The sequence below is a fragment of the Candidatus Macondimonas diazotrophica genome (genome assembly GCF_004684205.1).
GTDB lineage: Bacteria > Pseudomonadota > Gammaproteobacteria > UBA5335 > UBA5335 > Macondimonas > Macondimonas diazotrophica.
Genome location: NZ_SRIO01000003.1, coordinates 15,036 through 40,412 on the forward strand (window position 1 = coordinate 15,036; position 25,377 = coordinate 40,412).

At 61.7% G+C, this 25,377-nt stretch carries 26 protein-coding genes; 15 read left to right on the forward strand and 11 right to left on the reverse strand.

What is annotated here, in order from left to right:
- Positions 1 to 74 precede the first annotated feature (74 nt).
- Together E4680_RS02760 and E4680_RS02765 are read left to right on the forward strand one after the other, a co-directional pair.
- Entirely contained in the window at positions 75 to 1,619 is a 1,545-nt protein-coding gene (locus E4680_RS02760; RefSeq protein WP_135280866.1) for an MBOAT family O-acyltransferase, read from the forward strand.
- 3 nt (positions 1,620 to 1,622) lie between these two features.
- Complete coding sequence (locus E4680_RS02765; protein ID WP_135280867.1) at positions 1,623 to 2,819, forward strand: hypothetical protein; 1,197 nt, start codon at positions 1,623 to 1,625, stop codon at positions 2,817 to 2,819.
- A 117-nt stretch (positions 2,820 to 2,936) separates the two neighbouring features.
- On the opposite strand, the gene trpE is transcribed toward E4680_RS02765, so the two are convergent.
- The 6 genes from trpE to E4680_RS14010 all read right to left on the reverse strand — a co-directional run bounded on the left by trpE (position 2,937) and on the right by E4680_RS14010 (position 6,963).
- Entirely contained in the window at positions 2,937 to 4,421 is a 1,485-nt protein-coding gene (gene trpE, locus E4680_RS02770; RefSeq protein WP_479688842.1) for an anthranilate synthase component I, read from the reverse strand.
- 131 nt (positions 4,422 to 4,552) lie between these two features.
- Positions 4,553 to 5,233, reverse strand: coding sequence for a phosphoglycolate phosphatase (locus E4680_RS02775; protein WP_135280869.1), 681 nt, complete (start codon positions 5,231 to 5,233; stop codon positions 4,553 to 4,555).
- Entirely contained in the window at positions 5,230 to 5,910 is a 681-nt protein-coding gene (gene rpe / locus E4680_RS02780; protein ID WP_135280870.1) for a ribulose-phosphate 3-epimerase, read from the reverse strand. Before rpe ends, E4680_RS02775 begins: the two co-directional genes overlap by 4 nt.
- A gap of 37 nt (positions 5,911 to 5,947) precedes the next feature.
- Positions 5,948 to 6,346, reverse strand: a complete 399-nt coding sequence (mscL, locus tag E4680_RS02785; protein ID WP_135280871.1) for a large conductance mechanosensitive channel protein MscL — start codon at positions 6,344 to 6,346, stop codon at positions 5,948 to 5,950.
- 103 nt (positions 6,347 to 6,449) lie between these two features.
- Entirely contained in the window at positions 6,450 to 6,770 is a 321-nt protein-coding gene (locus tag E4680_RS02790) for a c-type cytochrome (RefSeq protein ID WP_135280872.1), read from the reverse strand.
- Positions 6,771 to 6,813: 43 nt separating this feature from the next.
- On the reverse strand, positions 6,814 to 6,963 hold the full coding sequence (locus tag E4680_RS14010; RefSeq protein ID WP_167792348.1) for a hypothetical protein: 150 nt from the start codon (positions 6,961 to 6,963) through the stop codon (positions 6,814 to 6,816).
- On the opposite strand from E4680_RS14010, the gene E4680_RS02795 reads away from it, so the two are divergent.
- Positions 6,962 to 7,861, forward strand: coding sequence for a phosphoribosylaminoimidazolesuccinocarboxamide synthase (locus tag E4680_RS02795; RefSeq protein WP_135280873.1), 900 nt, complete (start codon positions 6,962 to 6,964; stop codon positions 7,859 to 7,861). The genes E4680_RS14010 and E4680_RS02795 overlap by 2 nt on opposite strands.
- 64 nt (positions 7,862 to 7,925) lie before the next feature.
- Here the strand turns inward: E4680_RS02795 and E4680_RS02800 are convergent, their stop codons facing one another.
- Together E4680_RS02800 and E4680_RS02805 are read right to left on the reverse strand one after the other, a co-directional pair.
- A complete protein-coding gene (locus E4680_RS02800; RefSeq protein WP_135280874.1) occupies positions 7,926 to 8,177 on the reverse strand; it encodes a hypothetical protein in 252 nt (83 codons plus the stop codon).
- Between the two features lie 240 nt (positions 8,178 to 8,417).
- Positions 8,418 to 9,305 (reverse strand): LysR family transcriptional regulator, encoded by an 888-nt coding sequence (locus tag E4680_RS02805; protein WP_135280875.1) that lies wholly within the window; start codon positions 9,303 to 9,305, stop codon positions 8,418 to 8,420.
- A gap of 98 nt (positions 9,306 to 9,403) precedes the next feature.
- On the opposite strand from E4680_RS02805, the gene leuC reads away from it, so the two are divergent.
- The 12 genes from leuC to clpA all read left to right on the forward strand — a co-directional run bounded on the left by leuC (position 9,404) and on the right by clpA (position 23,156).
- Positions 9,404 to 10,810 (forward strand): 3-isopropylmalate dehydratase large subunit, encoded by a 1,407-nt coding sequence (leuC, locus tag E4680_RS02810; protein WP_135280876.1) that lies wholly within the window; start codon positions 9,404 to 9,406, stop codon positions 10,808 to 10,810.
- 12 nt (positions 10,811 to 10,822) lie between these two features.
- Entirely contained in the window at positions 10,823 to 11,464 is a 642-nt protein-coding gene (gene leuD / locus E4680_RS02815; RefSeq protein WP_135280877.1) for a 3-isopropylmalate dehydratase small subunit, read from the forward strand.
- Between the two features lie 18 nt (positions 11,465 to 11,482).
- Positions 11,483 to 12,556: a 3-isopropylmalate dehydrogenase gene (leuB, locus tag E4680_RS02820; protein ID WP_135280878.1), complete on the forward strand. Its 1,074-nt coding sequence runs from the start codon at positions 11,483 to 11,485 to the stop codon at positions 12,554 to 12,556.
- Positions 12,557 to 12,608: 52 nt separating this feature from the next.
- Complete coding sequence (asd, locus tag E4680_RS02825; RefSeq protein WP_135280879.1) at positions 12,609 to 13,727, forward strand: aspartate-semialdehyde dehydrogenase; 1,119 nt, start codon at positions 12,609 to 12,611, stop codon at positions 13,725 to 13,727.
- A 147-nt stretch (positions 13,728 to 13,874) separates the two neighbouring features.
- Positions 13,875 to 16,415 (forward strand): motility hub landmark protein FimV, encoded by a 2,541-nt coding sequence (locus E4680_RS02830; RefSeq protein ID WP_135280880.1) that lies wholly within the window; start codon positions 13,875 to 13,877, stop codon positions 16,413 to 16,415.
- A gap of 106 nt (positions 16,416 to 16,521) precedes the next feature.
- Entirely contained in the window at positions 16,522 to 17,346 is an 825-nt protein-coding gene (gene truA, locus E4680_RS02835; RefSeq protein ID WP_135280881.1) for a tRNA pseudouridine(38-40) synthase TruA, read from the forward strand.
- Between the two features lie 24 nt (positions 17,347 to 17,370).
- On the forward strand, positions 17,371 to 17,856 hold the full coding sequence (locus tag E4680_RS02840; protein ID WP_135280882.1) for a YceD family protein: 486 nt from the start codon (positions 17,371 to 17,373) through the stop codon (positions 17,854 to 17,856).
- Positions 17,857 to 17,921: 65 nt separating this feature from the next.
- The gene (gene rpmF, locus E4680_RS02845) at positions 17,922 to 18,104 is read left to right on the forward strand and encodes a 50S ribosomal protein L32 (protein ID WP_135280883.1); all 183 of its coding nucleotides are present in this window, start codon (positions 17,922 to 17,924) and stop codon (positions 18,102 to 18,104) included.
- A 122-nt stretch (positions 18,105 to 18,226) separates the two neighbouring features.
- Entirely contained in the window at positions 18,227 to 19,267 is a 1,041-nt protein-coding gene (gene plsX, locus E4680_RS02850) for a phosphate acyltransferase PlsX (protein ID WP_135280884.1), read from the forward strand.
- Positions 19,264 to 20,232: a beta-ketoacyl-ACP synthase III gene (locus E4680_RS02855; RefSeq protein ID WP_135280885.1), complete on the forward strand. Its 969-nt coding sequence runs from the start codon at positions 19,264 to 19,266 to the stop codon at positions 20,230 to 20,232. The genes plsX and E4680_RS02855 overlap by 4 nt, the downstream gene beginning before the upstream one ends.
- 242 nt (positions 20,233 to 20,474) lie before the next feature.
- Positions 20,475 to 20,798: an ATP-dependent Clp protease adapter ClpS gene (clpS, locus tag E4680_RS02860; protein WP_135280886.1), complete on the forward strand. Its 324-nt coding sequence runs from the start codon at positions 20,475 to 20,477 to the stop codon at positions 20,796 to 20,798.
- A 90-nt stretch (positions 20,799 to 20,888) separates the two neighbouring features.
- Complete coding sequence (gene clpA, locus E4680_RS02865; RefSeq protein ID WP_135280887.1) at positions 20,889 to 23,156, forward strand: ATP-dependent Clp protease ATP-binding subunit ClpA; 2,268 nt, start codon at positions 20,889 to 20,891, stop codon at positions 23,154 to 23,156.
- On the opposite strand, the gene infA is transcribed toward clpA, so the two are convergent.
- From infA to E4680_RS02880, 3 genes are read right to left on the reverse strand one after another with little or no spacing between them, the layout of a single operon-like run.
- Positions 23,153 to 23,371, reverse strand: a complete 219-nt coding sequence (gene infA, locus E4680_RS02870) for a translation initiation factor IF-1 (RefSeq protein ID WP_135280888.1) — start codon at positions 23,369 to 23,371, stop codon at positions 23,153 to 23,155. The genes clpA and infA overlap by 4 nt on opposite strands.
- A 52-nt stretch (positions 23,372 to 23,423) precedes the next feature.
- Positions 23,424 to 24,185 carry a leucyl/phenylalanyl-tRNA--protein transferase gene (aat, locus tag E4680_RS02875; RefSeq protein ID WP_135280889.1) on the reverse strand — a complete coding sequence of 254 codons (762 nt, stop codon included), beginning with the start codon at positions 24,183 to 24,185 and terminating at the stop codon, positions 23,424 to 23,426.
- Positions 24,182 to 25,327 (reverse strand): GNAT family N-acetyltransferase, encoded by a 1,146-nt coding sequence (locus E4680_RS02880; RefSeq protein ID WP_167792349.1) that lies wholly within the window; start codon positions 25,325 to 25,327, stop codon positions 24,182 to 24,184. The genes aat and E4680_RS02880 overlap by 4 nt, the downstream gene beginning before the upstream one ends.
- Positions 25,328 to 25,377: the final 50 nt, after the last annotated feature.

The following is a 25,377-nucleotide window of genomic DNA, read 5'->3' on the forward strand; positions in this document are numbered from 1 at the left end:
ATTGCGCCATGGATTGAACAGGTTCTCACCACACCGACGTTTGGAAACAACGGGATTTTATCGCGGCAGGCCGTATGCTTTTTAACTCTTATGTGTTTCTTTTCCTGTTTCTTCCTGCGACTTTGGCTGGCTTTCAGCTTCTCTCGCTACGCAATCGACGGGAGTTGGCCTTTCTCTGGTTGGTCGTCGCGTCTCTTTTTTTCTATGGCTGGTGGAATCCCGCCTACGTGTGGCTGATTCTCGGGTCCATGGGGATCAACTACACCATCGGACGGCGACTGGCTATTCAGGCCGTTTCGGGCGCTCCGCCATCCCGGCTGTTGCTGACTTCTGGAATTACCTTCAACTTGGTCCTTCTCGCTTATTACAAGTATGCGAATTTCTTTCTCGATAACATCAATCATGTCGTGGGATCGGATATTCAGGTCGGTGCCATTGTCCTCCCCCTTGCGATATCATTTTTTACCTTTCAGCAGATCGCCTATCTGGTCGACGCGTACCGAGGTGAAACAGCTGAGTACAGCCCGCTGCATTACGCGCTGTTCATCACATTCTTCCCTCAACTGATTGCCGGGCCGATCGTTCATCACAAGGAAATGATGCCGCAGTTCGGGGCGACGCTCGGAACCACGTCACAGTGGTCCAATATCGCCGAGGGATTGACCATCGTGGCCATCGGGCTGTTCAAGAAAGTCGTTCTGGCCGATTCGATCGCCGTGCATGCGACCCCCGTGTTCGAGGCCGCTGCGCAAGGGGAATCGCTGGGATTCTTTGCTGCCTGGAGCGGCGCACTTGCCTATACCTTCCAGCTCTACTTCGACTTTTCGGGCTACGCCGATATGGCCATCGGTGCGGCCCTCATGTTTGGGGTGCGTTTGCCCCTGAATTTCGACTCGCCCTACAAGTCCGTCAACATTATCGACTTCTGGCGACGCTGGCACATGACCTTGTCGCGGTTTCTCCGGGATTATCTCTACATTGCGCTCGGCGGAAACCGCAAGGGGCGCTCACGTCGATATGTGAACCTGATGGCCACGATGGTACTCGGCGGCTTGTGGCATGGTGCCGGCTGGACTTTTCTGATCTGGGGTGGGCTGCACGGACTCTATCTGGTCTGCAACCACTTCTGGCGCCACCTGCGGTCCACTCTGCTGGGGCACGATCTGAAACAATCGACCTGGATTGGGCGAGGTGCGGCCTGGTTCGTGACCTTCATTGCCGTCGTCGTGGCGTGGGTGTTCTTTCGGGCAGCGTCACTTTCGGCCGCGATCGAAATGCTGAAGGCGATGTTCGGATTCAACGGCATCGGGCTGGCACCAGTGTATGAAACCTTTTTCCGCCATCTCAAGGGCGGGGATGTGGCGGGGATGAAGCGTGATCTCATCGCGGCCTATTTCAATGATTTGATGCCAACGAACCTGGTATTGATCCTGATCTTGGCGGTGATTGCCTTCGCGTTTCCGAGTACCCAGGAGTATATGCGCTATCGTCGTCAGCCGCCGGCTGGCTGGATCGCTTGGCGGCCCAATGGGAGGCATGCCCTCCTGGCATCGGTATTCTTCATGATGTCGGTTGCCAGCATGAACAAGGTTTCGGAGTTTCTGTATTTTCAGTTCTGAGCAATGAAAAGATACATTGGCCTCTTCTTTCTGTTTTCGCTCGGTCTCTCGATCCTTGTCGGAGCCTTCAATTTCATCGTCAATCCCTACCTCTATTTCAGTCCGAGCATCGATCTTCCCGGGTTCAACGATCGAAAGTATTTCGCTGGAATCGATGGCTTCCGAATCTGGAAGTCGCAACGAATCTCGGACGACCAGTATGATGCGGCGCTGATTGGATCCTCGCGGGTGATGGTTGGTCTGGATCCGGGTGATGCGGCCGGGCTGAAGGCGTTCAATCTTGGTCTGCCAATGACCAATATGTTCGAACTTGACCTCGTTTCGTCCTATGTAGCGCGTCAAGCTCACCTCAAGGAAGTGATCATCGGACTTGATTTCCTGCTGTTCTCAGATCGGCGATCGGTTCACCCCGCCTATTATCGGTCCCATTTCAACGGTGACCGATCGTTCCGCGATCAGCTGACGGATGTGCTGTCCTTGCGGTCGACCTTGACGAGTCTCGCAACGGTTGGCGCCAATCTCGCATCGTTGGATCTACCTCGCATGCAATCAAGCGGTTTTCTGCCACGAACGACTTCTACGGTCCCGGTTCGGGAGCGATTCGATCGCGTCCTGACACAGAATTTTCTGATCAATCCGGAAACCTATGCGGATTACCACTACAGCCGCGATCGCGTGGATCATTTTCGAGCGATGCTGGAACGGTTCGTGGCTTCGGGCAAGCGGGTCCGGGTGTTCATTTCCCCGGTTCATGCGCGGCAATTGCTGGTCGTTCAGGAGTTGGGTCTCTGGAATACCTATAAGCAATGGCTGTCTGATGTGACCGAGGTGGTCTCTGATGTCAGCCATGCCTCTGGGCAGTGCATTCCGCTCATCGATTTCAGCGGATTCAATCACTACACCCAGGAGCCGATTCCACACGGCGACACCTCCGAAATGGACTGGTATTTCGAGTCTTCACACTACCGGCATGAGTTGGGACAAAAACTGTTGCGTGAGCTATTGGCCACCCATTGTGAAGCCGCTTCCACCGGGCTGGGTACCCGCCTGAATCCGGCAGCGCTTGATCAGCGACTGGTACAGTTGGACGATGGTCTGAGGCGCTATCGGCGAACCCAGCCGGACGAAGTGCAGGCGGTGAAGCGATTGCTTGCAAAAACGGCGATTTACAGAACGCAGCGCACGGCGGTGGGCCGATAAGCGCCGCATGGGGTTCGTTCGGGGCGGCCTCGGGTGAGATGCATACGCGGTGCGGCGCCGGTCGGATATCCAACCCGGCGCCGCAGCTGACCCGAAGGATCGGTGGCACCGATCGTTTCAGCCGGTGCGGGGATCGACCATGGCAACCGCTCGGAACAGGGCACGACGTTTATTGAGCGTTTCTTCCCATTCGGCGGCCGGATCGGAATCGGCAACAATGCCGCCTCCGGCCTGGAGGTGGAGCTGGCCATCCTTGATCACCGCGGTGCGGATGGCGATTGCCGTGTCCATATTGCCGTTCCAGCCGATGTAGCCGACTGCGCCACCGTAGATGCCCCGCTTCACCGGTTCAAGCTCGTCGATGATTTCCATGGCGCGCACCTTGGGTGCTCCGCTCAGCGTGCCGGCCGGAAAGGTGGCGCGCAGCGCGTCGATCGGTCCCAGGCCAGGCAACAGTCGGCCTTGCACATTCGAGACGATGTGCATGACCTGTGAGTAGCGCTCGATAACCATCTGCTCGGTGACCGTGACGCTGCCGATATCGCACACTCGGCCGATGTCATTGCGGCCCAAGTCGATCAGCATCAGATGTTCGGCGATTTCCTTGGGATCGCTCAGCAGTTCGTGTTCCAGCGCTTGATCTTCCCGGAGATCCTGGCCCCGCGGCCGTGTGCCGGCGATGGGGCGAACCGTGAGGATGCCATCTTCGAGACGGGCAAGGACCTCGGGTGACGCGCCTACGACCTGAAAGTCACCGAGATCGAGATGAAAGAGATATGGTGATGGATTCAGGCAGCGCAGCGCGCGATACAGGTCCAGGGCGTTTTCCCGGTAGTTGACCGACATGCGCTGGGAGGGGACGACCTGCATCACGTCGCCCTCCAGGATGTAGGTCTGGATGCGCCGTACGGCCGCTTCATAGCCTTCCCGGCTGAAACTGGCGCGGAAAACTTCATGCCCGCTCTGGCCAGCCGCCGCTGTATTGAGATGTCGGGTCTCCGGGAGGGGATCGGATAGATGCGCGATCAGTTCATCGAGGCGTGCCTCGGCCCGCTGCATGTCCGCCGTGTTCTTGGGATCAGCGAGCACGATGAGGGTGAGCTCGCCGCTGAGATTGTCGAGGACCAGAACCTCCTCGGAGAGCATGAGCAGGATGTCCGGCGTACCCAGCGGGTCGGGTTTGGGCATTCGCTGCCCGAGGCGGGGTTCGATATAGCGGACCGTCTCATAGCCGAAATAGCCGACCAGTCCGCCTGTGAAACGCGGGAGACCCGGCACCGCTGCCACCCGGTAGCGCTGCTGGAAGTCCTCGATCCAGGCCAACGGATCTTGGCAATTCGGGTGTGACTCAATCACCTGGCCAGCGGATTCCAGTTGCAGGTGATGGCCTCGGACGCGGATGACGCTGCGGGCAGGGAGCCCGATAAACGAGTAGCGCCCCCAGCGTTCGCCACCTTGGACGGATTCAAGTAGATAGCTGTACGGGCCCCGCGCCAGCTTGAGGTAAAGCGAAAGCGGTGTGTCGAGGTCGGCGAGGATACGGCGTGAGACCGGCACGCGATCCAGGCGGGCGCCGGCCTGCGGAAAATTGTCAGCATCGATCATGAAAACCCCGGCTGGGATGGGAAAACGGAACCACCGAAAACACTCTGTCTATGGCTGTTACGCCATTGATTGGCTGCTCCGCCATCGGGTGCGGTGCGTATTATACGGTTCCCTCAGAGGCTTACCCATCATGTGTATCCGGCGTCGAGGTAGTGCACCAAGTCAGCCATGCCGTCGATGACCGCGATGGCGCCCGCCTGCTTTAGGTCAACGCCTCGGTTATAGCCGTAACTCACGCCGATCACAACACATCCGGCTGCCTGGGCGGCACGCACGTCGTTGAGTGAATCACCCACCATGACCGTATCGCTCGTTCGCAGCTCCAGCTGAGCCATGCCATGGCGCACCGGAGCGGGGTCCGGTTTGCGCTGCGCCAGTGTATCGCCACCGACCAGGACGCCGAAATGCTGCTGGATCCCCAGTCTTTCGAGGAGCGGGGCAATGAAGCGGCTTGGCTTGTTGGTGACGACCCCCAGCCGATAGCCTTCGCTGTGGAGGGTCTGGAGCGTTTCCGCGACATCGGGGTAAAGCCGGCTGTGCTCACACAGGCGGGTAGCGTAGGCGGCCATGAATGGCTCCCAGGCCTGGTCGATCTCGACGGTCACCGGATCGGCGTTGAAATCGCGTTTCAATGCGCGTGCGAGCAGGACGCGGGCACCGTCGCCGACGTAGTCACGGATTTCCGCTTCATTCAGGGGGGCACGGTGCCGTTGAGCCAGGACGTCATTCACGGCTGCGCAAAGATCGGGAACACTGTCGACGAGGGTGCCGTCCAGATCGAACAGGATCCCGCGCCGGTGCTCGCTCATTCCGGGGCTGCCTCCCGTAGACGAGCCCGCATGGCTCGAATCACCTCGCCATAGTCCGGTGCGCCGAAGATCGCCGAACCCGCGACGAACGTATCCGCACCCGCTCGGGCGATCTCAGCGATATTGTCGATCTTTACCCCGCCATCCACTTCCAGCCGGATAGCGTGCCCGGAATCCTCGATCCGCCGGCGTACTGCAGCGATCTTGTCCAGGGCACTCGGGATGAATCCCTGCCCGCCGAAGCCCGGGTTCACGGACATGATCAGAATCAGGTCCAACCGATCCATCACATGATCCAGGTAATGCAGAGGGGTCGCCGGGTTGAGAACGAGGCCCGCCCGGCAGCCCTGATCCCGGATCAGTTGCAGGCTGCGGTCGATATGTTCACTGGCTTCCGGGTGGAAACTGATCACGCTGGCCCCGGCGGCAGCGAAGTCGCCGATCAGACGGTCCACCGGCTTGACCATGAGATGCACGTCGATCGGCGCACTTACACCGTGGCGCCGCAGCGCTTCACAGACCAAGGGGCCCACGGTGAGGTTGGGGACGTAGTGGTTGTCCATCACATCGAAATGAACCCAGTCAGCGCCGGCGCTCAGTACAGCGTCGACCTCGGCGCCGAGACGAGCAAAGTCGGCGGACAGGATGGAAGGGGCGAGGATGAAGTCGCGGCTCAAATCGGGCTCCGTCGGATATCGGGCGGGAAAGAGGGGGTTATTGCTTTTTCAGCAGGTCGCGGATTTCGGCCAGCAGTTTTTCCTGCGGCGATGGTCCTGCCGGCGTTGGTTCGGGCTTTTTGGCCAGCCGCTCGTTCAGCCGGCCGATGGGCAGTACGACGGCGTAGTACACCACGGCTGCGGTGATCACGAAGGTGATCAGGGCGGTGATGAAGTTGCCGTAGTTGATGGCGATTTCCGCGTTCGTATCCGGCGAGGATACCAGGACGATCTTGCCGCCGAATTCGACGCCGCCGGTTGCCAGGCGGATCAGGGGGTTGATGAACGACTCCGTGAATTTTACGACCAGATTGCTGAATGCGGCGCCGATCACGACACCGACGGCAAGGTCGACCACATTGCCGCGCATGATGAATTGCCGGAAGCTGCTCGCCATCGCTGATTGCTCCTCACGCTGGTGGGTTAGCGTCTAAAACAGATGCGGATCGCCTCCCGGCGTTCGGGATCGGGACCATCCCTGGTCCTTTGGGGTAATGAAATTACTTCAGGCTGGCGAAGTACGCGGCCAGATCCGCCATCTCCTGCTCGGACAGCTTGTCGGCGTTGGGTTTCATCACACCCGCCATGGGCGTCTTGCGCTCGCCATTCTTGAATTCCTTGAGCTGCGATTCGATGAGCGCGGCATCTTTGCCGGCCAGCGGCGGGAAAGTGCCCATACCTTTGTAATCCTGGCCGTGGCAACTGAAGCAGACGTGCTGCTGAGCCAGCTTCTTGCCATTATCAACGTTTCCGGCCGCCATGACGCTGCCGGTGGCGGCCAGGGCCAGGACACCGGCGGCCAGTTTGGTGCGAATGTGCATCGTCGTTTCCTTGTACCTTTCAAGGGGAAATCGTGCGCTCATTCTACCCCACAGTGTCGCCGGGCGTAGCGATGAGCGTCATGACCTGCGCATCATGGCGCGCCTGAACCGCATCGCGAGCCCCCGAACGATAGGCGATGGTTTTCCCAGCAGCTATGATGCGTGTTTGTTCCACCACTGGGACCGATGCCATGCCGAATGCCCCTGCAACCCTTTTTCAGAGCGACCTCAAGAGCCTTCCGCTCATCTATCGGGGCAAGGTTCGCGATGTGTATTCAATCGATGAGGACCTGCTGCTCATCGTGACCACCGACCGGCTGTCCGCCTTCGATGTCGTCCTGCCCGATCCGATTCCCGGCAAGGGCCGGATTTTGACGACGGTGTCCAACTTCTGGTTTGCCCAGATGGCCGACCTCATCCCTAATCATCTGGTGAATCGGCCGCTGGAAATGGTCCTGCCCGATCCGGCCGAGCGCGCTCAGGTGAGCGGTCGGGCGATCGTGGCGCGACGGCTGCGCGCCCTGCCGGTCGAGGCCATCGCGCGCGGCTATCTGATCGGCTCAGGCTGGAAGGATTATCAGCGCACGGGGGCGGTCTGCGGGATCGCCCTGCCGGCTGGCTTGAATCAGGCCTGCGAACTGCCCGAGCCCCTGTTTACGCCTTCGACCAAGGCAGCGGTGGGCGCGCATGACGAAAACATTCCCTACGCCGAAGCCGAGCGCATTCTCGGCGCCGAGCTGGCCGACCGAATCCGAATCGTCACGCTCGCCATCTACCAGCGTGCGGCAGCCTACGCCAAGGCACGCGGCATCATCATTGCCGACACCAAATTCGAGTTCGGCCTCGATGCCGATGGGCAACTGGTGTTGATCGATGAATTGCTGACACCCGATTCGTCGCGGTTCTGGCCTGCCGACCAATACCGCACCGGCATCAGTCCACCGAGTTTCGACAAGCAGTTCGTCCGGGATTACCTGGAAACCCTGGACTGGGACAAGACGGCGCCGGGGCCACGGTTGCCCGAAGCGGTCATCCGGCAGACGGCTGAAAAGTATCTCGAGGCCGAGCGGCGGCTGATGGCTACGCGCTGAACGAAGCGCGGGGGCGTTGTCGGCGCGCTGTCTTTGCACGCCGGACTCCCGTTGAAAGAACGGATCACGTCGTGAGGTGGGAGGCGGTCCGTGATCGGGACAGCGTCGTATCGGGTTGGTGCCGGCCGGAAGCTGACATGCCGTGACCTGAACAGCCGCCGCTCACCGTGGCATGCGCCATGATGGGCAGATGCAACGGCCCCGGGCCCGGCAGCTGATTCACCGCCGACATCCGGTTTTGATGGATGGGCCCGACGACCGGTACGCCGCTCATCATGACCATCATATTGGCCATCATCGTCATCACGGGATCCATGACGCCGGCTCCGTTGACGGCCAACTCGGCCTCGGGTCAGGGGTTGGTTGGCGAAGCATGGTGGGCGGCGTAGGCGATCACCAGACCGCCGATCAAGGCGCGGATCAGCGGTGTACATGGCGAGTCTCCTCTTGGGTGCGATGTCGATGGGACCCGGTCGAACCGGCCCAAGCAGGGAGAATTCTATCGGCGAGCGTGGCCGCTTGGGCCGCCGCGACGATCGGTCGCCGGCGGCGGGGATCAGGATGGATGCGACCCTTCCAACGGTGTACGGAGCATTTCGCAGAAGGCCGCCATCGCGCGCGAGGGTGTGCGGTCGCGATGGCGCACCAGACCGAGCTGACGGCGCAACGCAAGTTCCGGGACCTCCACACCGACCAGATCCGGTCCGGCAAGCGTGACGGGGAGCATGCTCCAGCCTAGCCCGACCGCCACCATCATGCGGATGGTTTCCATATAGTTGGTCTGCAGCCGCGTTTTGAGTTCGAGATGATGGGGGGCGAACGCCTGCCTGATCAGGGTGTGCGTATAGGTGCCGGCCTCGGGCAGGATGGCCGGATACCGGGCGAGATCCGCAGGGCTCGGGGCGGTCAGGCGGGCGAGGGGGTGATCCGGCGCAGCCATCACCATCAGGGGATCGTCCCAGAGGACTTCGGTCTCGATGTGGGCGGCAGGCGTGAGCGGCAGCGTTACCACGGCCAGTTCGAGCAAGCCCTCGGCCACGGCCCCGCAGGCCTGTTCGGAATCGACGAAACGAATGTTCAGTTCGACGGCCGGGAATCCGCGCGCGAACCGGCGCAGGAAAGGCGGCAGTCGGCGCAGGCCGATGTGATGGCTGGTGCCGACTTCGAGCGGTCCGGATACCGGGCCGGATAGATCGGCCACTACCCGACGACAGGCGTCGACGCCTTTGAGGATGTCGCGCGCGCGCGGCAAGAGGGCGCGCCCGGCTTCAGTGAGAACGATCCCGCGTCCGATCCGATCGAACACCGGCGCGCCGAGGTCAGTCTCAAGTGCCGCGATACGTTTGCTCACTGCCGGCTGGGTCAGGTGAAGCCGGTCTGCGGCGCGAGAAAACGAACCTTCGGTAGCGACAGTGACAAAGGCTGCCAAAAGGCTCAGGTCCATCATGAAATCCTGGAATGAAACCGATAAAAAATATGAATTTGAATCATAGCAAACGACGCGGCTAACATGGCCCTAGCAATTCATCGGAGGCTGCGCACATGGCAGGCAAAACGCTTTACCAAAAGATCTGGGACGCCCATGTGGTGGATGTGGACGAGAGCGGTACGGCGCTGCTCTACATCGACCGCCAACTGGTGCATGAGGTCACCTCACCGCAGGCCTTCGACGGGCTGCGGCTTGCCGGTCGCAAACCATGGCGCGTGGGCGCGAATCTGGCGGTGCCGGATCACAATGTCCCGACACGCGGCCGCGCCGGCGGCATCGCCGATCCCATCTCCCGCGCCCAGGTCGAGGCGCTGGACCGCAATTGCCAGGAGTTCGGCATTTCCGAACTCACCATGATGGATCACCGCCAGGGTATCGTGCATGTCATCGGGCCGGAGCAGGGCTTCACGCTGCCGGGCACGACCATCGTCTGCGGCGACTCGCATACCGCCACCCACGGCGCTTTCGGGGCGCTCGCCTTCGGTATCGGCACCAGCGAAGTCGAGCATGTGCTCGCGACCCAGACGCTGCTGCAGAAGCCCTCGCGCACCATGCTGATCCGCGTCGACGGCGCTGTGGCTCCTGGCGTCACGGCCAAGGACATCGTGCTGGCCATCATCGGCAGGATCGGCACCGCCGGCGGTACGGGGTACACCATCGAATTCGGTGGCGATGCCATTCGCGCGCTGTCGATGGAAGGACGCATGACTGTTTGCAACATGGCCATCGAAGCGGGCGCTCGCGCCGGTCTGATTGCCGCCGATGAGAAAACCATCGCCTACGTCAAGGACCGCCCGCAGTCGCCCAAGGGCGCACTGTGGGATCAGGCCGTCGCGGCCTGGCAGGATCTGCACTCCGACGCCGATGCCGAGTTCGACACGGTCGTGCGGCTGGACGCCGCCGCCATCGAGCCTCAGGTCACCTGGGGGACCTCGCCCGAGATGGTCGTTCCCGTCGGCAGCACCGTACCTGATCCCGACCAGGAAGCGAATGCCGTCAAGGCCGAAGGCATGCGCCGCGCGCTGGCCTATATGGGGCTCGAGGCGGGTAAGCCCATCGCGTCGATCGAGCTGGACAAAGTCTTCATCGGTTCCTGCACCAACTCGCGCATTGAGGATTTGCGCGCCGCGGCCGCGGTGGTGAAAGGGCGCCGGGTCTCCAGCCGCCTGAAGCTGGCGCTGGTGGTGCCCGGATCGGGTCTGGTCAAGGCGCAGGCGGAAGCCGAAGGGCTCGACCGCATCTTTACCGAAGCGGGCTTCGAGTGGCGTGAACCGGGCTGCTCTATGTGTCTGGCGATGAACGCCGACCGGCTGGAACCCGGCGAACGCTGCGCGTCGACCAGCAACCGCAACTTCGAGGGCCGGCAGGGGCAGGGCGGGCGCACGCACCTGGTCAGCCCGGCCATGGCCGCCGCGGCCGCGATCGCCGGCCACTTTGTCGATATCCGCCGCTTCGGCTGAGGGAGTTTGAACATGCAGGCATTCACCACCCTGAACGGCTTGGTGGCCCCGCTCGACCGGGCCAACGTCGATACCGACGCGATCATCCCCAAGCAGTTCCTGAAGTCCATCCACCGCACCGGTTTCGGGCCCAATCTGTTCGACGACTGGCGGTACCTGGATCAAGGCGGGCTTGATGTCGACAACGCCACGCGCCGCATCAATCCTGACTTCATTCTGAACCAGCCCCGCTACCAGGGCGCCGAGGTTCTTTTGGCGCGCGAGAATTTCGGTTGCGGTTCCTCGCGCGAGCATGCCGTCTGGGCGCTCGCCAATGCCGGATTCCGCGTCGTGCTGGCACCCAGCTTCGCCGACATTTTCTTCAATAATTGCTTCAAGAACGGCGTGTTGCCCATCGTGCTGCCTGAGGCGGTCATGGATCGGCTGTTCCAGGAGGCGAAGTCCACGCCCGGCTATCGCGTGCGCGTGGATCTCGAGGCGCAAACCATCACGACGCCGGCCGGAGAGGCGATCACCTTCACTGTCGATGCCTTCCGGCGTCACTGCCTGCTCAACGGGCTCGATGATATCGGTCTGACGCTGCAGCGCGCCGATCGCATTCGCGCCTACGAGGCCCGGCGCCGCACCGAGGCGCCCTGGCTCTTTGCCGACTGACACGAGGATTTTTGATTCATGAGCAAACGCATTCTGGTGTTGCCGGGTGATGGAATCGGCCCGGAAATTGTCGCCGAGGCGCTGAAAGTTCTGGACGCGCTGCGGCGTGACCACGGGCTGGCAGTCAGCTGGGAGGAAGGGCTCTTGGGCGGTTGCGCGGTGGACGCGACCGGCGAGCCTTATCCGGCCGCGACGCGAGCGCGCGCCCGCGCCGCCGATGCCGTGCTGTTGGGTGCGGTGGGCGGCCCGCGTTACGATGCGTTGCCGCGTCATCAGCGGCCCGAGCGCGGGCTGCTGGCGATCCGCAAGGATCTGAATCTTTTTGCGAATCTGCGTCCCGCCGTGGTGTTTCCACAGCTCGCCGGTGCGTCCAGCCTCAAGCCCGAGATCGTGGCCGGGCTGGATATCCTGATCGTACGTGAACTCACCGGCGATGTGTATTTCGGCGAGCCGCGCGGGATCGAAACGCGGGAGGGCGAGCGCGTTGGCATCAATACCATGATCTACAGTGAGTCGGAGATCCGTCGCATCGCCCATGTGGCGTTCCAGGCGGCGCAGCGGCGCGATGGCCGGCTGTGTTCGATCGACAAGATGAACGTGCTCGAAAGCACCCAGCTCTGGCGCGACGTCGTCACGGAGGTGGCCGCCGAATATCCGGACGTGACTCTGAGTCATATGCTGGTCGACAATGCGGCCATGCAATTGGTGCGCAATCCGAAGCAGTTCGATGTGATGGTCACCGGTAATCTGTTCGGCGACATTCTGTCCGACGAGGCGTCCATGCTGACTGGTTCCATCGGCATGCTGCCTTCAGCGTCCCTGAATGCCGATGGTAGGGGCCTTTATGAGCCGATCCACGGCTCGGCGCCGGATATCGCCGGACGCGGCGTGGCCAACCCGTTGGCAACGATCCTGTCCGTGGGCATGATGTTGCGCTATAGCCTGGGCGCACCCGATCTGGCTGATCGGGTGGAACGCGCTGTGGCGCGCGTCTTGGATCAGGAGCTGCGCACGGCGGACATCGCCCAGGCAGGCGAGGCTACGGTCGGCACGGTCGCCATGGGCGACGCGGTGGTGGCAGCCTTGGGCTGACCGCGAATCGCGTACGGGATATCAAACGGAACGATTGAGGAGATCGAGAACGATGCGGGTGGGATTCGTCGGCTGGCGTGGCATGGTCGGTTCGGTGCTCATGGCGCGCATGCGCACCGAAGGGGATTTCGAGCGAATTGCCGAGCCGGTATTTTTCTCGACTTCCCAGGCAGGTGGCGCGGCGCCGGAGATCGGGCATCCGCTGCCGCCCCTGCGCGATGCCTATGATCTCGGTGCTCTGGGGGAGATGGATGTGATCGTCACCTGCCAAGGGGGGGATTACACCAAGGCGGTGCACGGCGATCTGCGCGCGGCAGGCTGGCGTGGCTACTGGATCGATGCGGCCTCCACGATGCGCATGGCGGATCAGGCCGTCATCGTGCTCGATCCGGTCAACCGGCCGGTGATCGACGCAGCATTGTCCAGCGGCGTCAAGGACTACGTCGGGGGCAATTGCACGGTGAGCCTGATGCTGATGGCATTGGGCGGTCTGTTTGCCGCCGACGCGGTGGAGTGGGTCAGCTCCATGACCTATCAGGCCGCCTCCGGCGCGGGTGCTCAGAACATGCGCGAACTACTGACGCAGATGGGGCGCCTGCACAGTGCGGTCGCGAATGAACTGGCCGATCCGGCCTCCGGCATTCTCGAAATCGACCGGAAGGTCAGCCAGGCTCTACGCGACGGCGATTTTCCAGCCCGCCAGTTCGGAGTTCCGCTGGCCGGCAGTCTGATCCCCTGGATCGATGTGGGGCTGGAAAACGGTCAAAGCCGCGAAGAATGGAAAGGCCAGGCTGAAACCAACAAGATTCTCGGCTGCAGCGACCGGCCGGTTCCCATCGATGGCTTGTGCGTGCGGATCGGGGCCATGCGTTGCCACAGTCAGGCGCTGACCATCAAGTTGCGCCAGAACCTTCCGCTGGCGGAGATCGAAGCCATGATTGCGGGAGCCAACGACTGGGTGCGCCTGGTGCCGAATGAGCGTGAGCGCACGATGCGGGAACTCACCCCGGCGGCGGTCACCGGACAACTTGAAGTGCCGGTGGGCCGGTTGCGGAAACTCAACCTGGGCCCCGAGTATCTGGCTGCGTTCACGGTTGGGGATCAGCTCCTATGGGGCGCGGCCGAGCCGTTGCGGCGCATGTTGGGCATCGTGCTCGATCGGGCCGCGTGAGACGGCGCTTTTCTCAAACGGGCGCGGCTTCATGTTTTTCATGGCTCGCCGATATGTCGTTTCGGAAGGGCTGCTGGACGCGCCGTTCATTTGGCATCGCAGTGCGCGATATAGTGAAGCGTGCAGGCCGGCTGAGTACGGCCAAGGATGGCTACGGTTAAGAACCGCATCGAGGGGAACATTCGCGTGCAGATCGGGAAGACAACACGTGCCGTATCAGCGGCTTTGATTCTTTTGGCGCCAGCCCTGGCGCATGCCTTGAGTACCGGGGCAATCGAGGGGCGCTCCTATCTCAATCAACCCCTGGAGGCGCGAATTCCCCTGACTTCGGCGACGGCGGGTGAGTTGCACTCATTACGGGTCGATCTGGCCCCGAGTGATGTTTACCAGCGTGCCGGTATCGACTTGGGGGCCGAGCAGGCCAGTCTGCAGTTCCGTGTGGTGCGTGATGCTGCGACGCCCTACATTTTGGTGACCAGCCGCGACAGCATCCGCGATCCTTTCCTCACATTCCTGGTGGAACTCAGTTGGGGAGAGGGGCGGCTGGTGCGTGAGTTCACGCTGCTGCTTGATCCGCCGACCTTGATGGCGCCTGCCGAGATTCCGGAGACGCGTCAGCCGGTTGTGCGAGAGCAGCCGGCCGCAGCGCTGCCGGAGATCACCGAGCCGGAGCCGGTTCAGCCGCCTGAAAAGCCACAGGCCACACAACGTCAGCGTCCACCGCAGCCGACTGATTCGGAGGTTGGGCAGTCGGCACGCGATTCTGAACCGGATCGGTTGAAGGTTCGCCGCGGCGATACACTTTGGGCGATTGCGGGACGCCATCGCGCGGATGCATCGGTCAGCATGAATCAGATGATGCTGGCAATCTATCAGCGCAATCCGGAAGCATTCAACGGTAATATCAATCGACTCAAGGCCGGCGCCATCTTGCGCATGCCGGATGTCGATGAGATTCGCGCCATCTCCCGGGCAGCCGCGCTTGCCGAAGTGCGCCGGCAAAATGAGGAATGGCGAGCCGGTCGCGGTACCCGCCTCGCCAAGGCGACCCCTGCGCCGGCACCCACAGCGCCCGAGCCTGCCGCGCCGGCCGAAGTGGCGCCCAAGGCGCCATCGGTGCCAACACGTCCACGGCTCGAACTGGTCGCGCCCGATGAAAACGATTCCGCGCTGGTGCCGCCGCAAGCGGCGCCGATGATCGACGAGAGCGGCAGCGTAACAGCGGAGGGGAGTGCATCCTCTGCCGGAAGCGACGGCTCACAGACCGGCTCGGATGAGAAGAGCGCGGGTCTGGTTCAGATGGACAGCCCAACCGCGCTGGCCCTGCAAAAGCCATTGGATCCCGTCGGCGGAAGCGACGATACGCCGATGGATGGCCCCGATGCACTACAGCCGCTGCCGCCGCAGATGAATGCGCCGGCAGAGGTTCCGCAAGCAGAAGCTGCCGTCACGCCAGAGCCAACGGACGACCGTTCGCCCTGGTCGCTCATTCTTGCGGGTTTGGCTGCGATGGCCCTTGCCGCTGCGGGTTGGATACTCTGGCGTCGCCGATCTGAAGAGACCGATGCACAGGAGATCGACTTTGTCCTCAATAACGGTGAGTCGGATCCTGACCAATCGATGGATGTCGCGCCGCATGGCCCATCCCGCAAGGAACCGGTACTCGCAATGGGCGGGGACGGGGAGTCCCCATCTACGGAGATAGCCGATCCACTCGAGGATACGCAGTCCGGCCCCGCGCCGCTTTCGCCAGAGTCTCCATTGGGCGTGGATCAGGAAGATCCTTTGGCCGAGGCCGATTTCAATCTGACCTATGGTTTGTACGACGAGGCGCTGGCTGTGGTGGAACAGGCGCTGGCCCGTCAGCCGGATCGCCGGGATCTGAAACTCAAGCGGCTCGAAGTCCTGTTTGCGGCTTCGGATAAGGAGGCCTTTCTTCACCATGCGCAGGCGCTCGCTGCCGAGCCGCATGGCCAGGCCGATTCAGCCTGGGAACGTTGTGCGATCATGGGGCAGCAGATGCTGCCGGACGAACCCTTGTTCCAGGTTTCCGCACCGGCTCTTGGCGGCGATGACTTTCTAGATTTGAATCTGGACCATTCGGCTGCCGGCTCGTCGGATTTCCGTGCGGGTGGATCCGGCGCGGATGATGCGAGCCTGGCACTCGACGCCGAAATGCAAACGGAGGTGCTCGGTCATCCCCGTGGGAGTGCGGCCGGTGAGGATGATTTGTCGTTCGATTTGACCGACGCGGAAGCCGACGCTGGCACGGGCGGCGCGCCTGAGAATACCGTGGAGAAGCATCTGGACATGGCCCGGGTTTATCTCGGGATGGAAGAATATGGCGCGGCGCGGCGCGAGCTTGATCAAGCCTTGCTCGAGGGCACGATCGAGCAACAGGCCGAGGCGCGTGAATTGATGGTACAGGTCGAGAATCGGGTCGGTGTGTCTCCGGATGAGACCGACCAGGCTTTCGTGGTGGATGTGCCGGAAACGGGAACACTCGACATCGAGGATTTCGGAACTCGCGATGATTATGGAACGCGGCTGGATCTTGCGCGGCAGTACTTGGAACTCGATGACGCCGATGGCGCGCGGGTCCTGATCGACGAAGTGATCAAGGGGGGAACCCCCGATCAGCGCCGGGAAGCGGAAACACTGATGGCGCAGCTACCGCCGCGTTTTTGAAGTCGAGTGGCGAGGTGCGATCCAGGCGGGGGGCTCATCGGGCCCCCTGGCTGTTTTTGACGTCGGGCTGCATACGCATGGATGAAGGAAGGGTTGCAGACAGGGCATGCGAATCGTATTGGGGGTCGAGTACGATGGGGCGTCTTTCCAGGGCTGGCAGGCGCAGCGGCACACGACTCGCACCGTACAGTCGACGCTGGAGCGTGCGCTGGGCCGGGTGGCTGCGGCCCCGGTCGAGGTGACGGCGGCCGGGCGCACCGATGCCGGCGTCCACGCTCAAGGACAGGTGGTTCATTTCGACAGTCCTGTGGATCGCCCGGAGGCCGCCTGGGTGTTGGGTGGCAATCGGTATCTTCCCTCAACGATCGCCGTGAAATGGGCGCGCCCCGTTTCCGATCGTTTTCATGCGCGGTTCAGCGCCCAGTGGCGGCGCTATCGCTATCTGATCCACGATGAGCGCGCACGCAGCGCGCTGACGGCCGGCCGCGTAACGTGGTTCCACTATCCGCTGGATGTGGCAAGAATGGCGGCGGCGGGCCAAACGCTGGTCGGAGAGCATGATTTCTCCTCGTTTCGCGGCCAGGAATGCCAAGCCAGATCGCCGATCCGCACGGTGCACTCGCTGAACGTGCAGCGGGAAGGCGCGCTCATCGTCCTGGAGATCCAGGCAAACGCATTTTTGCATCACATGGTGCGCAACATCGCTGGTGTCCTGATGGCGATCGGCAAAGGGGACCGACCCGTATCCTGGGCGGGCGATGTATTGGCTCAGCGCAACCGGATGCTGGGTGGTGTGACCGCGGCTCCGGACGGACTTTATCTGACCGCCGTGGGTTATCCGCGCGAATTTGGGTTGCCTGAACCCGTTCCGGACTTGTGTGCGGGCTTCCCCGATCGCTGGGACCCGACGGCTGAGTTTACAGCAGGGTAGGAAAGTCGCTATTATCGCGCGCTTATGTCTGATCCATTGCCTGAGTTCATTGAAGTCGATCGGTTCGCTGCCAAGGGCGGACATCTGGAGGGCGGCTATGCCGTCGCCGGGCTGAAACGACTTGAGCAGATGGTGGCGGAACCGGCGGGCGACATCCGATTCGCATTGAACTTTCGACGCGATGATGAAGGGCGCTCGCGCATTTCAGGCGAGATCCAAGGGGAGGTCGTTCTCACCTGTCAGCGTTGCTTGCGACGCTATCGACAGGCCTTGGCCGGCACCGTCGATCTGACTGCGCTGGCCGATGAGCGTCGCTTGACTGACATCCCGGGCGATTCCGAGCCGCTGTTGACCGATGGTCAGCCCGTTCGGCTTGCCGACCTGGTCGAGGATGAGGCCATTCTCGCCTTGCCGATCGTGGCCTTGCATCCGCAGTGTTCGCCCCCCGAGCATGATCGGTCTGGCGGCAGTGAGGAAAGCCCGTTCGCGGTGTTGAAGCGGAATCGATGAACTGAACCTATGGGGTAGGGCCGACCGACGGCCCGTACCGTGAAATCATTCGGAGTTCAATAATCATGGCAGTACAACAGAATCGCAAAACCCGTTCCAAGCGCGGTATGCGTCGCGCTCATGACGGTTTGACCAATCCCTTTGTGTCCGTCGACGCGGTCACCGGCGAGACGCACCGCCGCCATCATCTGACCCCTACGGGCTATTATCGTGGACGCAAGATCCTCGGCAGCGCCACCGAGGAGTGATTGCGGCGGATAAAGCCGGCACAGGCTGTGGCGGCTGGGTCACGCTGAGGCGCAGGCGTCTCTCGTGAACATGGATCGATGGGTGGTTTCCAGGCCGTCACGGCTGGGGTTGGCGCAGCGGGATGGATAAAAAGGTTTGCATGTCGCTGGATGCCATGGGCGGGGATTTCGGTCCCAGCGTGGTCGTGCCGGCCGCTGTGTCGGCCTTGTCCGAGTACACTCAGCTGCATTTGATCCTGGTCGGCCAGCCGGAAGTCCTCAAACAGGAACTTTCGCGGCAGCGCGCGCCGTTTCCCGAGCGCATATCGATCCATCCGGCGACTGAAGTGGTCGGAATGGATGAATCCCCCTCCAAGGCGCTCCGCAACAAAAAAGACTCATCCATGCGGATTGCGCTGGATCTCGTTAAGCGGGGTCAATGCGACGTCATGGTGAGTGCGGGCAATACGGGTGCTCTTATGGCGACGGCCCGCTTTGTGCTCAAGATGCTGCCTGGGGTTGACCGTCCCGCCATCATCTCGGCACTGCCGACGATGCGAGGGCACACCTACGTTCTCGATCTCGGCGCCAATTCCGATTGCACCGCCGAACAGCTCTATCAGTTTGCCGTGATGGGATCGGTCATGGTTCACGCCGTGGATCATATTCCGCGCCCAAGGGTCGGGCTGCTGAATATCGGTGTGGAAGAAATCAAGGGTGTGGAAAGCGTCAAGCATGCGGCGAGGCTGCTGCAGGCCGATGACGCCATCAACTATTGTGGTTTCGTCGAAGGTAACGATATCTACAGCGGCAAGGTCGACTTGGTGGTCTGTGATGGATTTGTGGGCAATGTCGCACTCAAGACCAGTGAGGGCCTCGCGCACATGCTCAGTGAGTTCATTCGCCAGGAATACGGTCGCAACCCGTTCACGAAGTTGGCAGGCCTGATTTCCCTGCCGGTACTGAAAGCAATCAAGCGGCGCATGGACCCGCGCCTCTACAATGGCGCCAGTCTGCTCGGACTGCAAGGCATCGTCATCAAGAGTCATGGTGGAGCTGACGAGTTGGCCTTCGCCAATGCCATCCGCTTGGGCGTCAATGCGGCGCAAATGTCGGTTCCCGATCGCATCGCGCATCTGGTGGGGTCTGCCCTGCAGGGCCAGGCTCATGGAGGAGAACAGTGACGCCGGTTTATTCACGCATCGTCGCCACGGGAAGCTACTTGCCCCGGAAGATACTGACCAATGCGGATCTGGAAGCCCGTATCGACACCAGTGACAGCTGGATTCGGGAGCGGACGGGCATCGTGCAGCGGCACATCAGTGCGCCCGATGAAACGGTCAGCATGATGTCCGAGCAAGCGGCGCGCAATGCCCTGGCCATGGCCGGTTTGGCGCCGGAGGATTTGGACCTTATCGTCATGGGAACGACGACGCCCGATCAGATCTTTCCCAATAGCGCGACCATGCTGCAGGAGCGGCTCGGCATCGCACGGATTGGCGCGTTCACGCTGGAAGCTGCTTGCAGCGGATTCATTTACGCGCTGAACGTTGCCGACAAGTTCATCCGTACCGGCGATGCACGCCGTGTGCTGGTGGTGGGTGCCGAGATGATGTCCCAGCTCGTGGACTGGAGCGATCGCACGACGTGCGTGTTGTTCGGCGATGGTGCAGGTGCCGTGATTCTGGAGGCGGCTGCCGAACCGGGCATCATCGGCAGCCTGATCCATGCCGATGGCCGGTATCGCGATCTACTCGAGTTCCCCGGGGGCGTGGGGCGCGATTTCCGCAATCTCGAGAACGTCTATTTGCAGATGCGTGGCAGCGAAGTGTTCAAGGTCGCCGTGGCAACCCTCGGGCAGAGTGTTGAGGAATGCTTGGCACGCTTCGGCCATGACAAGTCGGAGTTGGACTGGCTGATTCCCCATCAGGCGAATGTCCGCATCATCCAGGCGACGGCGCGCCGGTTGGGGATGCCGATGGATCAAGTGGTCGTGACGGTCGATCACCATGGCAATACGTCGACCGCTTCCATTCCCTTGGCGCTGGATGCCGCCGTTCGCGACGGCCGGATTCAGCGCGGCCAGTTGCTGCTGCTCGAAGCGTTCGGTGGTGGTTTCACATGGGGTTCCGCGTTGGTTCGTTTCTGACCCGGCGAAGGTCACGATTCTCACCGATCCTGTCCTTTCCGGTGTTTTCTGGCCTGTTCAACCGGTGACCCAGGTCTTCAGGGGCGAGCCGTCATCTCGTTTCGCTGTCGCGTAAGCGTGTCCCGCGCTCTTTTCAATCCTGTCCTACGCGCCCACAATAGAACCCGAGGCCTTGCGCTGCCAAAGACTGGCATTGCAAGGCGTGGATCGCGCGTTGCGTTGTTGGGAGTGGGTTTGCGGGTATGATGGAGTCGGGTCAGCCGGGCGGTCACGACGGTGAGGCCGTTGTCGAGAATGCCAAGCCGAAGCTCAAGCCGCCGCCCCATTTCAAGGTGGTCATGCTCAATGACGACTTCACACCGATGGAGTTCGTGGTGCACGTGCTGGAGCGATTTTTTGGCATGGATCGCACCCAGGCCACCCATGTGATGCTTCAGGTCCACACTCGAGGCAAGGCGGTCTGCGGCATTTATCCGGCCCAGATTGCCGAAACGAAAGTTACGCAAGTCAATGATTACGCGCGCAAGCATCAGCATCCACTGTTGTCTTCCCTAGAGGAAGCCTGAGTTTTTCGATGAATCCGTCCGGGGTAGGCCCCTGGCCGTGGCAATGGATCGTCTCGACCGGTTGTCTGTCCCTGCTGTGGAGCGTTCGCCATGTTGAGCAAAGAGCTGGAATTCGCCATCAATGCCGCTTTCACCGGCGCTCGCGCCAAGCGGCATGAATTCATCACGGTAGAGCATTTGTTGTTGGCTCTGCTGGACAATGCGCTGGTGGCGGATGCGCTGCGCTCGTGCGGCGCAGATCTCGCGCAGTTGGGGCGGGAGTTGCGCGAGTACATCGACAGCCATACCCCGGTCGTGGATGACCCTGAGCAGCACGATGTCCAGCCCACCCTCGGCTTTCAGCGGGTGTTGCAACGGGCCTTTTTCCACGTGCAATCAGCCGGCAAGAAGGAGGTGACTGCACTCAACGTGCTGGTGGCCATCTTCAGCGAACAGGAAGCCCAGGCGGTGTTTCTGCTCAACAAGCAGTCGGTGACCCGCCTCGATGTCGTCAATTACATTTCCCACGGCATTCGCAAGGTGCATGATCACGAAGAGGAAGATGACGCCTCGGCCGCAGCGGAGTCGAACGAGAACAACGGCGATCAGGATGAAAATGCCAGCCCACTGGACCTGTATGCCGCCAACCTCAATGCGCGGGCTCGCAAAGGGCGTATCGACCCGCTGATCGGACGCGATTCCGAAGTTGAGCGCGTGGTTCAGATCCTGTGCCGGCGTCGCAAGAACAATCCGTTGCTGGTGGGCGAGGCCGGCGTGGGCAAGACCGCCATCGCAGAAGGCCTGGCCTGGCTGATCACTCAGGGCCGTGTGCCCGAAATCCTCCAGGATGCGACCATCTATGCGTTGGATCTGGGTGCCCTTGTGGCCGGAACGAAATATCGTGGCGACTTCGAGAAGCGCCTCAAAGGCGTATTGGCACAGTTGCGCAAGCAAAAGGGCGCCGTGCTCTTCATCGACGAGATTCACACCCTCATCGGCGCGGGTTCGGCGTCCGGCGGGGTGATGGATGCGTCCAATCTGCTCAAGCCGATGCTGGCGTCGGGAGATCTCAAATGCATCGGCTCGACGACGTATCAGGAGTATCGCGGCATCTTCGAGAAAGATCGCGCCTTGGCGCGGCGCTTTCAGAAAATCGATGTTCCGGAACCCACAGTCGACGAGACCTATCAGATTCTGAAAGGCTTGCAACGGCATTTCGAGCAATTCCACAAGGTGCGCTATACCCAGCCCGCGCTGCGCGCGGCGGCGGAGTTGTCGGCCCGCTACATCACCGACCGTCACCTGCCCGACAAGGCCATCGATATCGTGGATGAAGTCGGGGCAAGTCTGCAGCTGTTGCCCGAGGCGCGACGGCGCAAAACCGTGACGGCAGGGGATGTCGAAGCCATCGTGGCGAAAGTCGCGCGCATTCCGCCCAAGCAGGTGTCCCGGTCCGACCGGGAGACCATGCGCAATCTCGAGCGGGACCTGAAGCTCGTGATCTACGGTCAGGATGCCGCCATCCTAACCTTGGCCAATGCCATCAAGACCAATCGCTCCGGCTTGGGAAATCCGGACCGGCCGATCGGCAGTTTCCTGTTTGCCGGACCCACCGGTGTCGGCAAGACCGAGGTCACACGGCAATTGGCGAACGTGCTGGGAATCGAGTTGATCCGCTTCGACATGTCCGAATATATGGAGCGCCATACCGTGTCCCGTCTGATCGGTGCACCTCCTGGCTATGTCGGCTTTGATCAGGGCGGGCTGTTGACCGATGCCATCCTCAAAACCCCGCATGCGGTGGTGCTGCTGGATGAGATCGAAAAGGCCCATCCGGACGTATTCAACCTGCTGTTGCAGGTCATGGATCATGGGACGCTGACTGATAACAACGGTCGCAAGGTGGATTTTCGCAACGTGATCGTCGTGATGACCACCAATGCCGGTGCCGAGGCAATGCAGCGTCCGTCGATGGGTTTCACTCTTCAGAATCACCAGACCGACGTCATGGAGACGATCAAGCGCGCTTTCTCGCCGGAGTTCCGCAATCGCCTCGACGCTATCGTACAGTTCAAGCCCCTCGATGCAGCGACGATTCTGCACGTGGTGGACAAATTCCTGACCCAGCTGGAAGTTCAACTGGAAACCAAGCGGGTAGCACTGACGGTGAGTGATGAGGCGCGGGCTTGGCTGGCCGAGCGAGGCTATGACCCGCAGATGGGTGCACGGCCCATGGGCCGCGTGATCCAGGAACAGATCAAGCGTCCACTGGCGGACGAGATCCTGTTCGGGCGCTTGACCGAGGGTGGGCGAGTCCGGGTCGAGGTGCAGGATGAGCGGTTGACGCTCGAGGTTGATTCGCGCGTTGCGGCTGTCTAGCGGCCCCGGAAAACGATGCGGCCCTTGGTGAGGTCGTAAGGCGTCAGCTGGACCGTGACGGTGTCGCCGGTCAGGATGCGGATGTAGTGCTTGCGCATCTTGCCGGAAATATGGGCCGTGACGACGTGCCCGTTGTCGAGCTGAACCCGGAAGGTGGTATTGGGTAAGGTATCAATGACCTTGCCCTGCATTTCGATCATATCTTCTTTCGACATGGCAACCTGGGTCGATTAGAGGGCGAACTGCCCCGGAAGGGCTGGGATTGTGCTACAAGCGGCACCGTTGTTCAATGTCTCTGGCCGCGACAAGTCCCCCGCCAGGAGTGCTGAGATCGGGATCCAGTGGCGCCAGCGGAAGGGGCGGGTCGTCGGTCACGGCACGCGAAAGTTCCTGAAGGAATCGCGGACGCGGCCACAACTGCGCACCCATTCGCAGCAAGTGTGGCGAGGCGACCTGCGCGTCGATCAAACGGTAATCCCGCCGGGCCAGCTGACAGCCGAGGATGACCAGCAGGATCTTGGATGCATCCGGTACCCGGCTGAACATCGATTCGCCGAAAAAAACACGGCCCAGGGCGATGCCGTAGAGTCCCCCGACGAGATGATCGCCATCCCAGAGTTCAATGGAATGGGCCAGACCCTGGGAATGATGCAGCCGGCTGTAGGCCGCGTGCATCTCCGGAAGCAGCCAGGTGCCGGATTCGGTGCCGCGTGGTTCGGCGCATGCGTGGACCACCGGGTCGAATGCTTCGTCGATGCTGGCGCGGTAGCGGGCTTGTCGCATGCGCCGTTCAAGGCGACGGGAACGATGGATGGCAGCCGGCAGCAGGACGGTGCGGGGATCGGGCGACCACCACAGGATGGGGTCACCCTCGTTGTACCAAGGGAAGATACCGCGCTGGTAGGCGGCGACCAGCCTTTCTGCGGACAGATCACCGCCGAACGCGAGCAACCCGTCTGGATGGCGCAGGGCGCGTGCGGGGTCGGGGAAATGATCGGGTGGATCATCGGGCTGCAGCATGGGGATCATGCTGAATTGGTCTTGAACGGGCTGTGCGCGTCCATGCGCGCCGCATAGCGATCGACCCAGTTGCTTTCCTGGGTCAGGAAATCGGCGATGGCCTGGCGCAGTGCCGGATGGGCGATGGCGTGTAGCGAGTAGGTCAGACTGGGTAAGAAGCCGCGTGCCAGCTTGTGCTCGCCTTGGGTGCCCGGATCGTAGTCGGTGAGGCCATGCCGAATGCAGTAGTCGATGCCGCAGTGGTAGCACAATTCGAAATGCAGGCTGTCCCAGTTGCCACGCGTGCCCCAATAGCGTCCGTAGAGGGTGTGGGCATCCCGGAAAGCGAGGGCGGCGCCGACCAGCGTCTGGTCATCGAAGGCGACAAAGAGCAGCATCTGTTCCCCGAGTGCCGGGCTGATGCGTTCAAAGAACGCCTGGCTGAGATAGGGGTGATGGCCATGACGATAGAACGTGTCGGCCAGCAAGGGATACACCGCCTGCCAGCGGTCTGGCGTCATGTCACCGCCCAGCCAGGTTTCCAGCCTCAGTCCGGCGTCGCGGACGCGGCGTCGTTCGCGGCGGATTTTCTTGCGCTTGTCGGCGCTGAACATCGAGAGATGGTCATCAAAGTCGGCAAAGCCCTGATTGTGCCAGCGAAACTGACAGGCCTTGCGTAACAGCAGGCCGGTTTCCCGGGACCAATGGTCGGCCTGCGTTTTGTCCGGAAACAGGCAATGGAAAGAGGACAGGTCGGCGCGTTCCATGCTGGCGAGCGCTGTCTGAACAAGCAGACGATGCGCGTCCTCCGGATGCCCCGTGGTGGGCAGTGCGCGCGGCCCAGCCACCGGCGTGAACGGAATTGCGGCAACCAGTTTCGGGTAGTAGGCAAGGCCCAGCCTGTCGTAGGCATCGGCCCACGAAAAGTCGAAAACGAATTCGCCCAGTGAGTGGGCTTTCTGGTAGAGCGGCAGGGCAGCGCACAATTGGCCGTTGTCGTAAGCTGCCAAATGGCAGGGCTGCCAGCCTGTCCCGTTTCCGACACAACCGGTCTGTTCCAAGGCGCTGAGATACTCATGGCGCAGGAAAGGATAGCCGCTGGCATCCAACGCATTCCACTGCGCGGCGTCGATTTCGTCGAGTCGGGCATGAACACGGACGTGCAGGGACATGGACAGACTCTTGCATGGTCCCGGGATGATTTTCATTGTACCCCGGTCTG

Excerpts from the sequence above, each read along its gene's own strand:
- E4680_RS02760 (WP_135280866.1), top strand. The coding sequence starts at position 75 with ATGCTTTTTAACTCTTATGTGTTTCTTTTCCTGTTTCTTCCTGCGACT.
- E4680_RS02765 (WP_135280867.1), top strand. The coding sequence starts at position 1,623 with ATGAAAAGATACATTGGCCTCTTCTTTCTGTTTTCGCTCGGTCTCTCG.
- E4680_RS02775 (WP_135280869.1), bottom strand. The coding sequence starts at position 5,233 with ATGAGCGAGCACCGGCGCGGGATCCTGTTCGATCTGGACGGCACCCTC.
- mscL (WP_135280871.1), bottom strand. The coding sequence starts at position 6,346 with ATGGCGAGCAGCTTCCGGCAATTCATCATGCGCGGCAATGTGGTCGAC.
- E4680_RS02790 (WP_135280872.1), bottom strand. The coding sequence starts at position 6,770 with ATGCACATTCGCACCAAACTGGCCGCCGGTGTCCTGGCCCTGGCCGCC.
- E4680_RS02795 (WP_135280873.1), top strand. The coding sequence starts at position 6,962 with ATGCCGAATGCCCCTGCAACCCTTTTTCAGAGCGACCTCAAGAGCCTT.
- E4680_RS14010 (WP_167792348.1), bottom strand. The coding sequence starts at position 6,963 with ATGGCATCGGTCCCAGTGGTGGAACAAACACGCATCATAGCTGCTGGG.
- E4680_RS02800 (WP_135280874.1), bottom strand. The coding sequence starts at position 8,177 with ATGGATCCCGTGATGACGATGATGGCCAATATGATGGTCATGATGAGC.
- E4680_RS02805 (WP_135280875.1), bottom strand. The coding sequence starts at position 9,305 with ATGGACCTGAGCCTTTTGGCAGCCTTTGTCACTGTCGCTACCGAAGGT.
- leuC (WP_135280876.1), top strand. The coding sequence starts at position 9,404 with ATGGCAGGCAAAACGCTTTACCAAAAGATCTGGGACGCCCATGTGGTG.
- leuD (WP_135280877.1), top strand. The coding sequence starts at position 10,823 with ATGCAGGCATTCACCACCCTGAACGGCTTGGTGGCCCCGCTCGACCGG.
- leuB (WP_135280878.1), top strand. The coding sequence starts at position 11,483 with ATGAGCAAACGCATTCTGGTGTTGCCGGGTGATGGAATCGGCCCGGAA.
- asd (WP_135280879.1), top strand. The coding sequence starts at position 12,609 with ATGCGGGTGGGATTCGTCGGCTGGCGTGGCATGGTCGGTTCGGTGCTC.
- E4680_RS02830 (WP_135280880.1), top strand. The coding sequence starts at position 13,875 with ATGGCTACGGTTAAGAACCGCATCGAGGGGAACATTCGCGTGCAGATC.
- truA (WP_135280881.1), top strand. The coding sequence starts at position 16,522 with ATGCGAATCGTATTGGGGGTCGAGTACGATGGGGCGTCTTTCCAGGGC.
- E4680_RS02840 (WP_135280882.1), top strand. The coding sequence starts at position 17,371 with ATGTCTGATCCATTGCCTGAGTTCATTGAAGTCGATCGGTTCGCTGCC.
- rpmF (WP_135280883.1), top strand. The coding sequence starts at position 17,922 with ATGGCAGTACAACAGAATCGCAAAACCCGTTCCAAGCGCGGTATGCGT.
- plsX (WP_135280884.1), top strand. The coding sequence starts at position 18,227 with ATGGATAAAAAGGTTTGCATGTCGCTGGATGCCATGGGCGGGGATTTC.
- clpS (WP_135280886.1), top strand. The coding sequence starts at position 20,475 with ATGATGGAGTCGGGTCAGCCGGGCGGTCACGACGGTGAGGCCGTTGTC.
- clpA (WP_135280887.1), top strand. The coding sequence starts at position 20,889 with ATGTTGAGCAAAGAGCTGGAATTCGCCATCAATGCCGCTTTCACCGGC.
- infA (WP_135280888.1), bottom strand. The coding sequence starts at position 23,371 with ATGTCGAAAGAAGATATGATCGAAATGCAGGGCAAGGTCATTGATACC.
- aat (WP_135280889.1), bottom strand. The coding sequence starts at position 24,185 with ATGATCCCCATGCTGCAGCCCGATGATCCACCCGATCATTTCCCCGAC.
- E4680_RS02880 (WP_167792349.1), bottom strand. The coding sequence starts at position 25,327 with ATGTCCCTGCACGTCCGTGTTCATGCCCGACTCGACGAAATCGACGCC.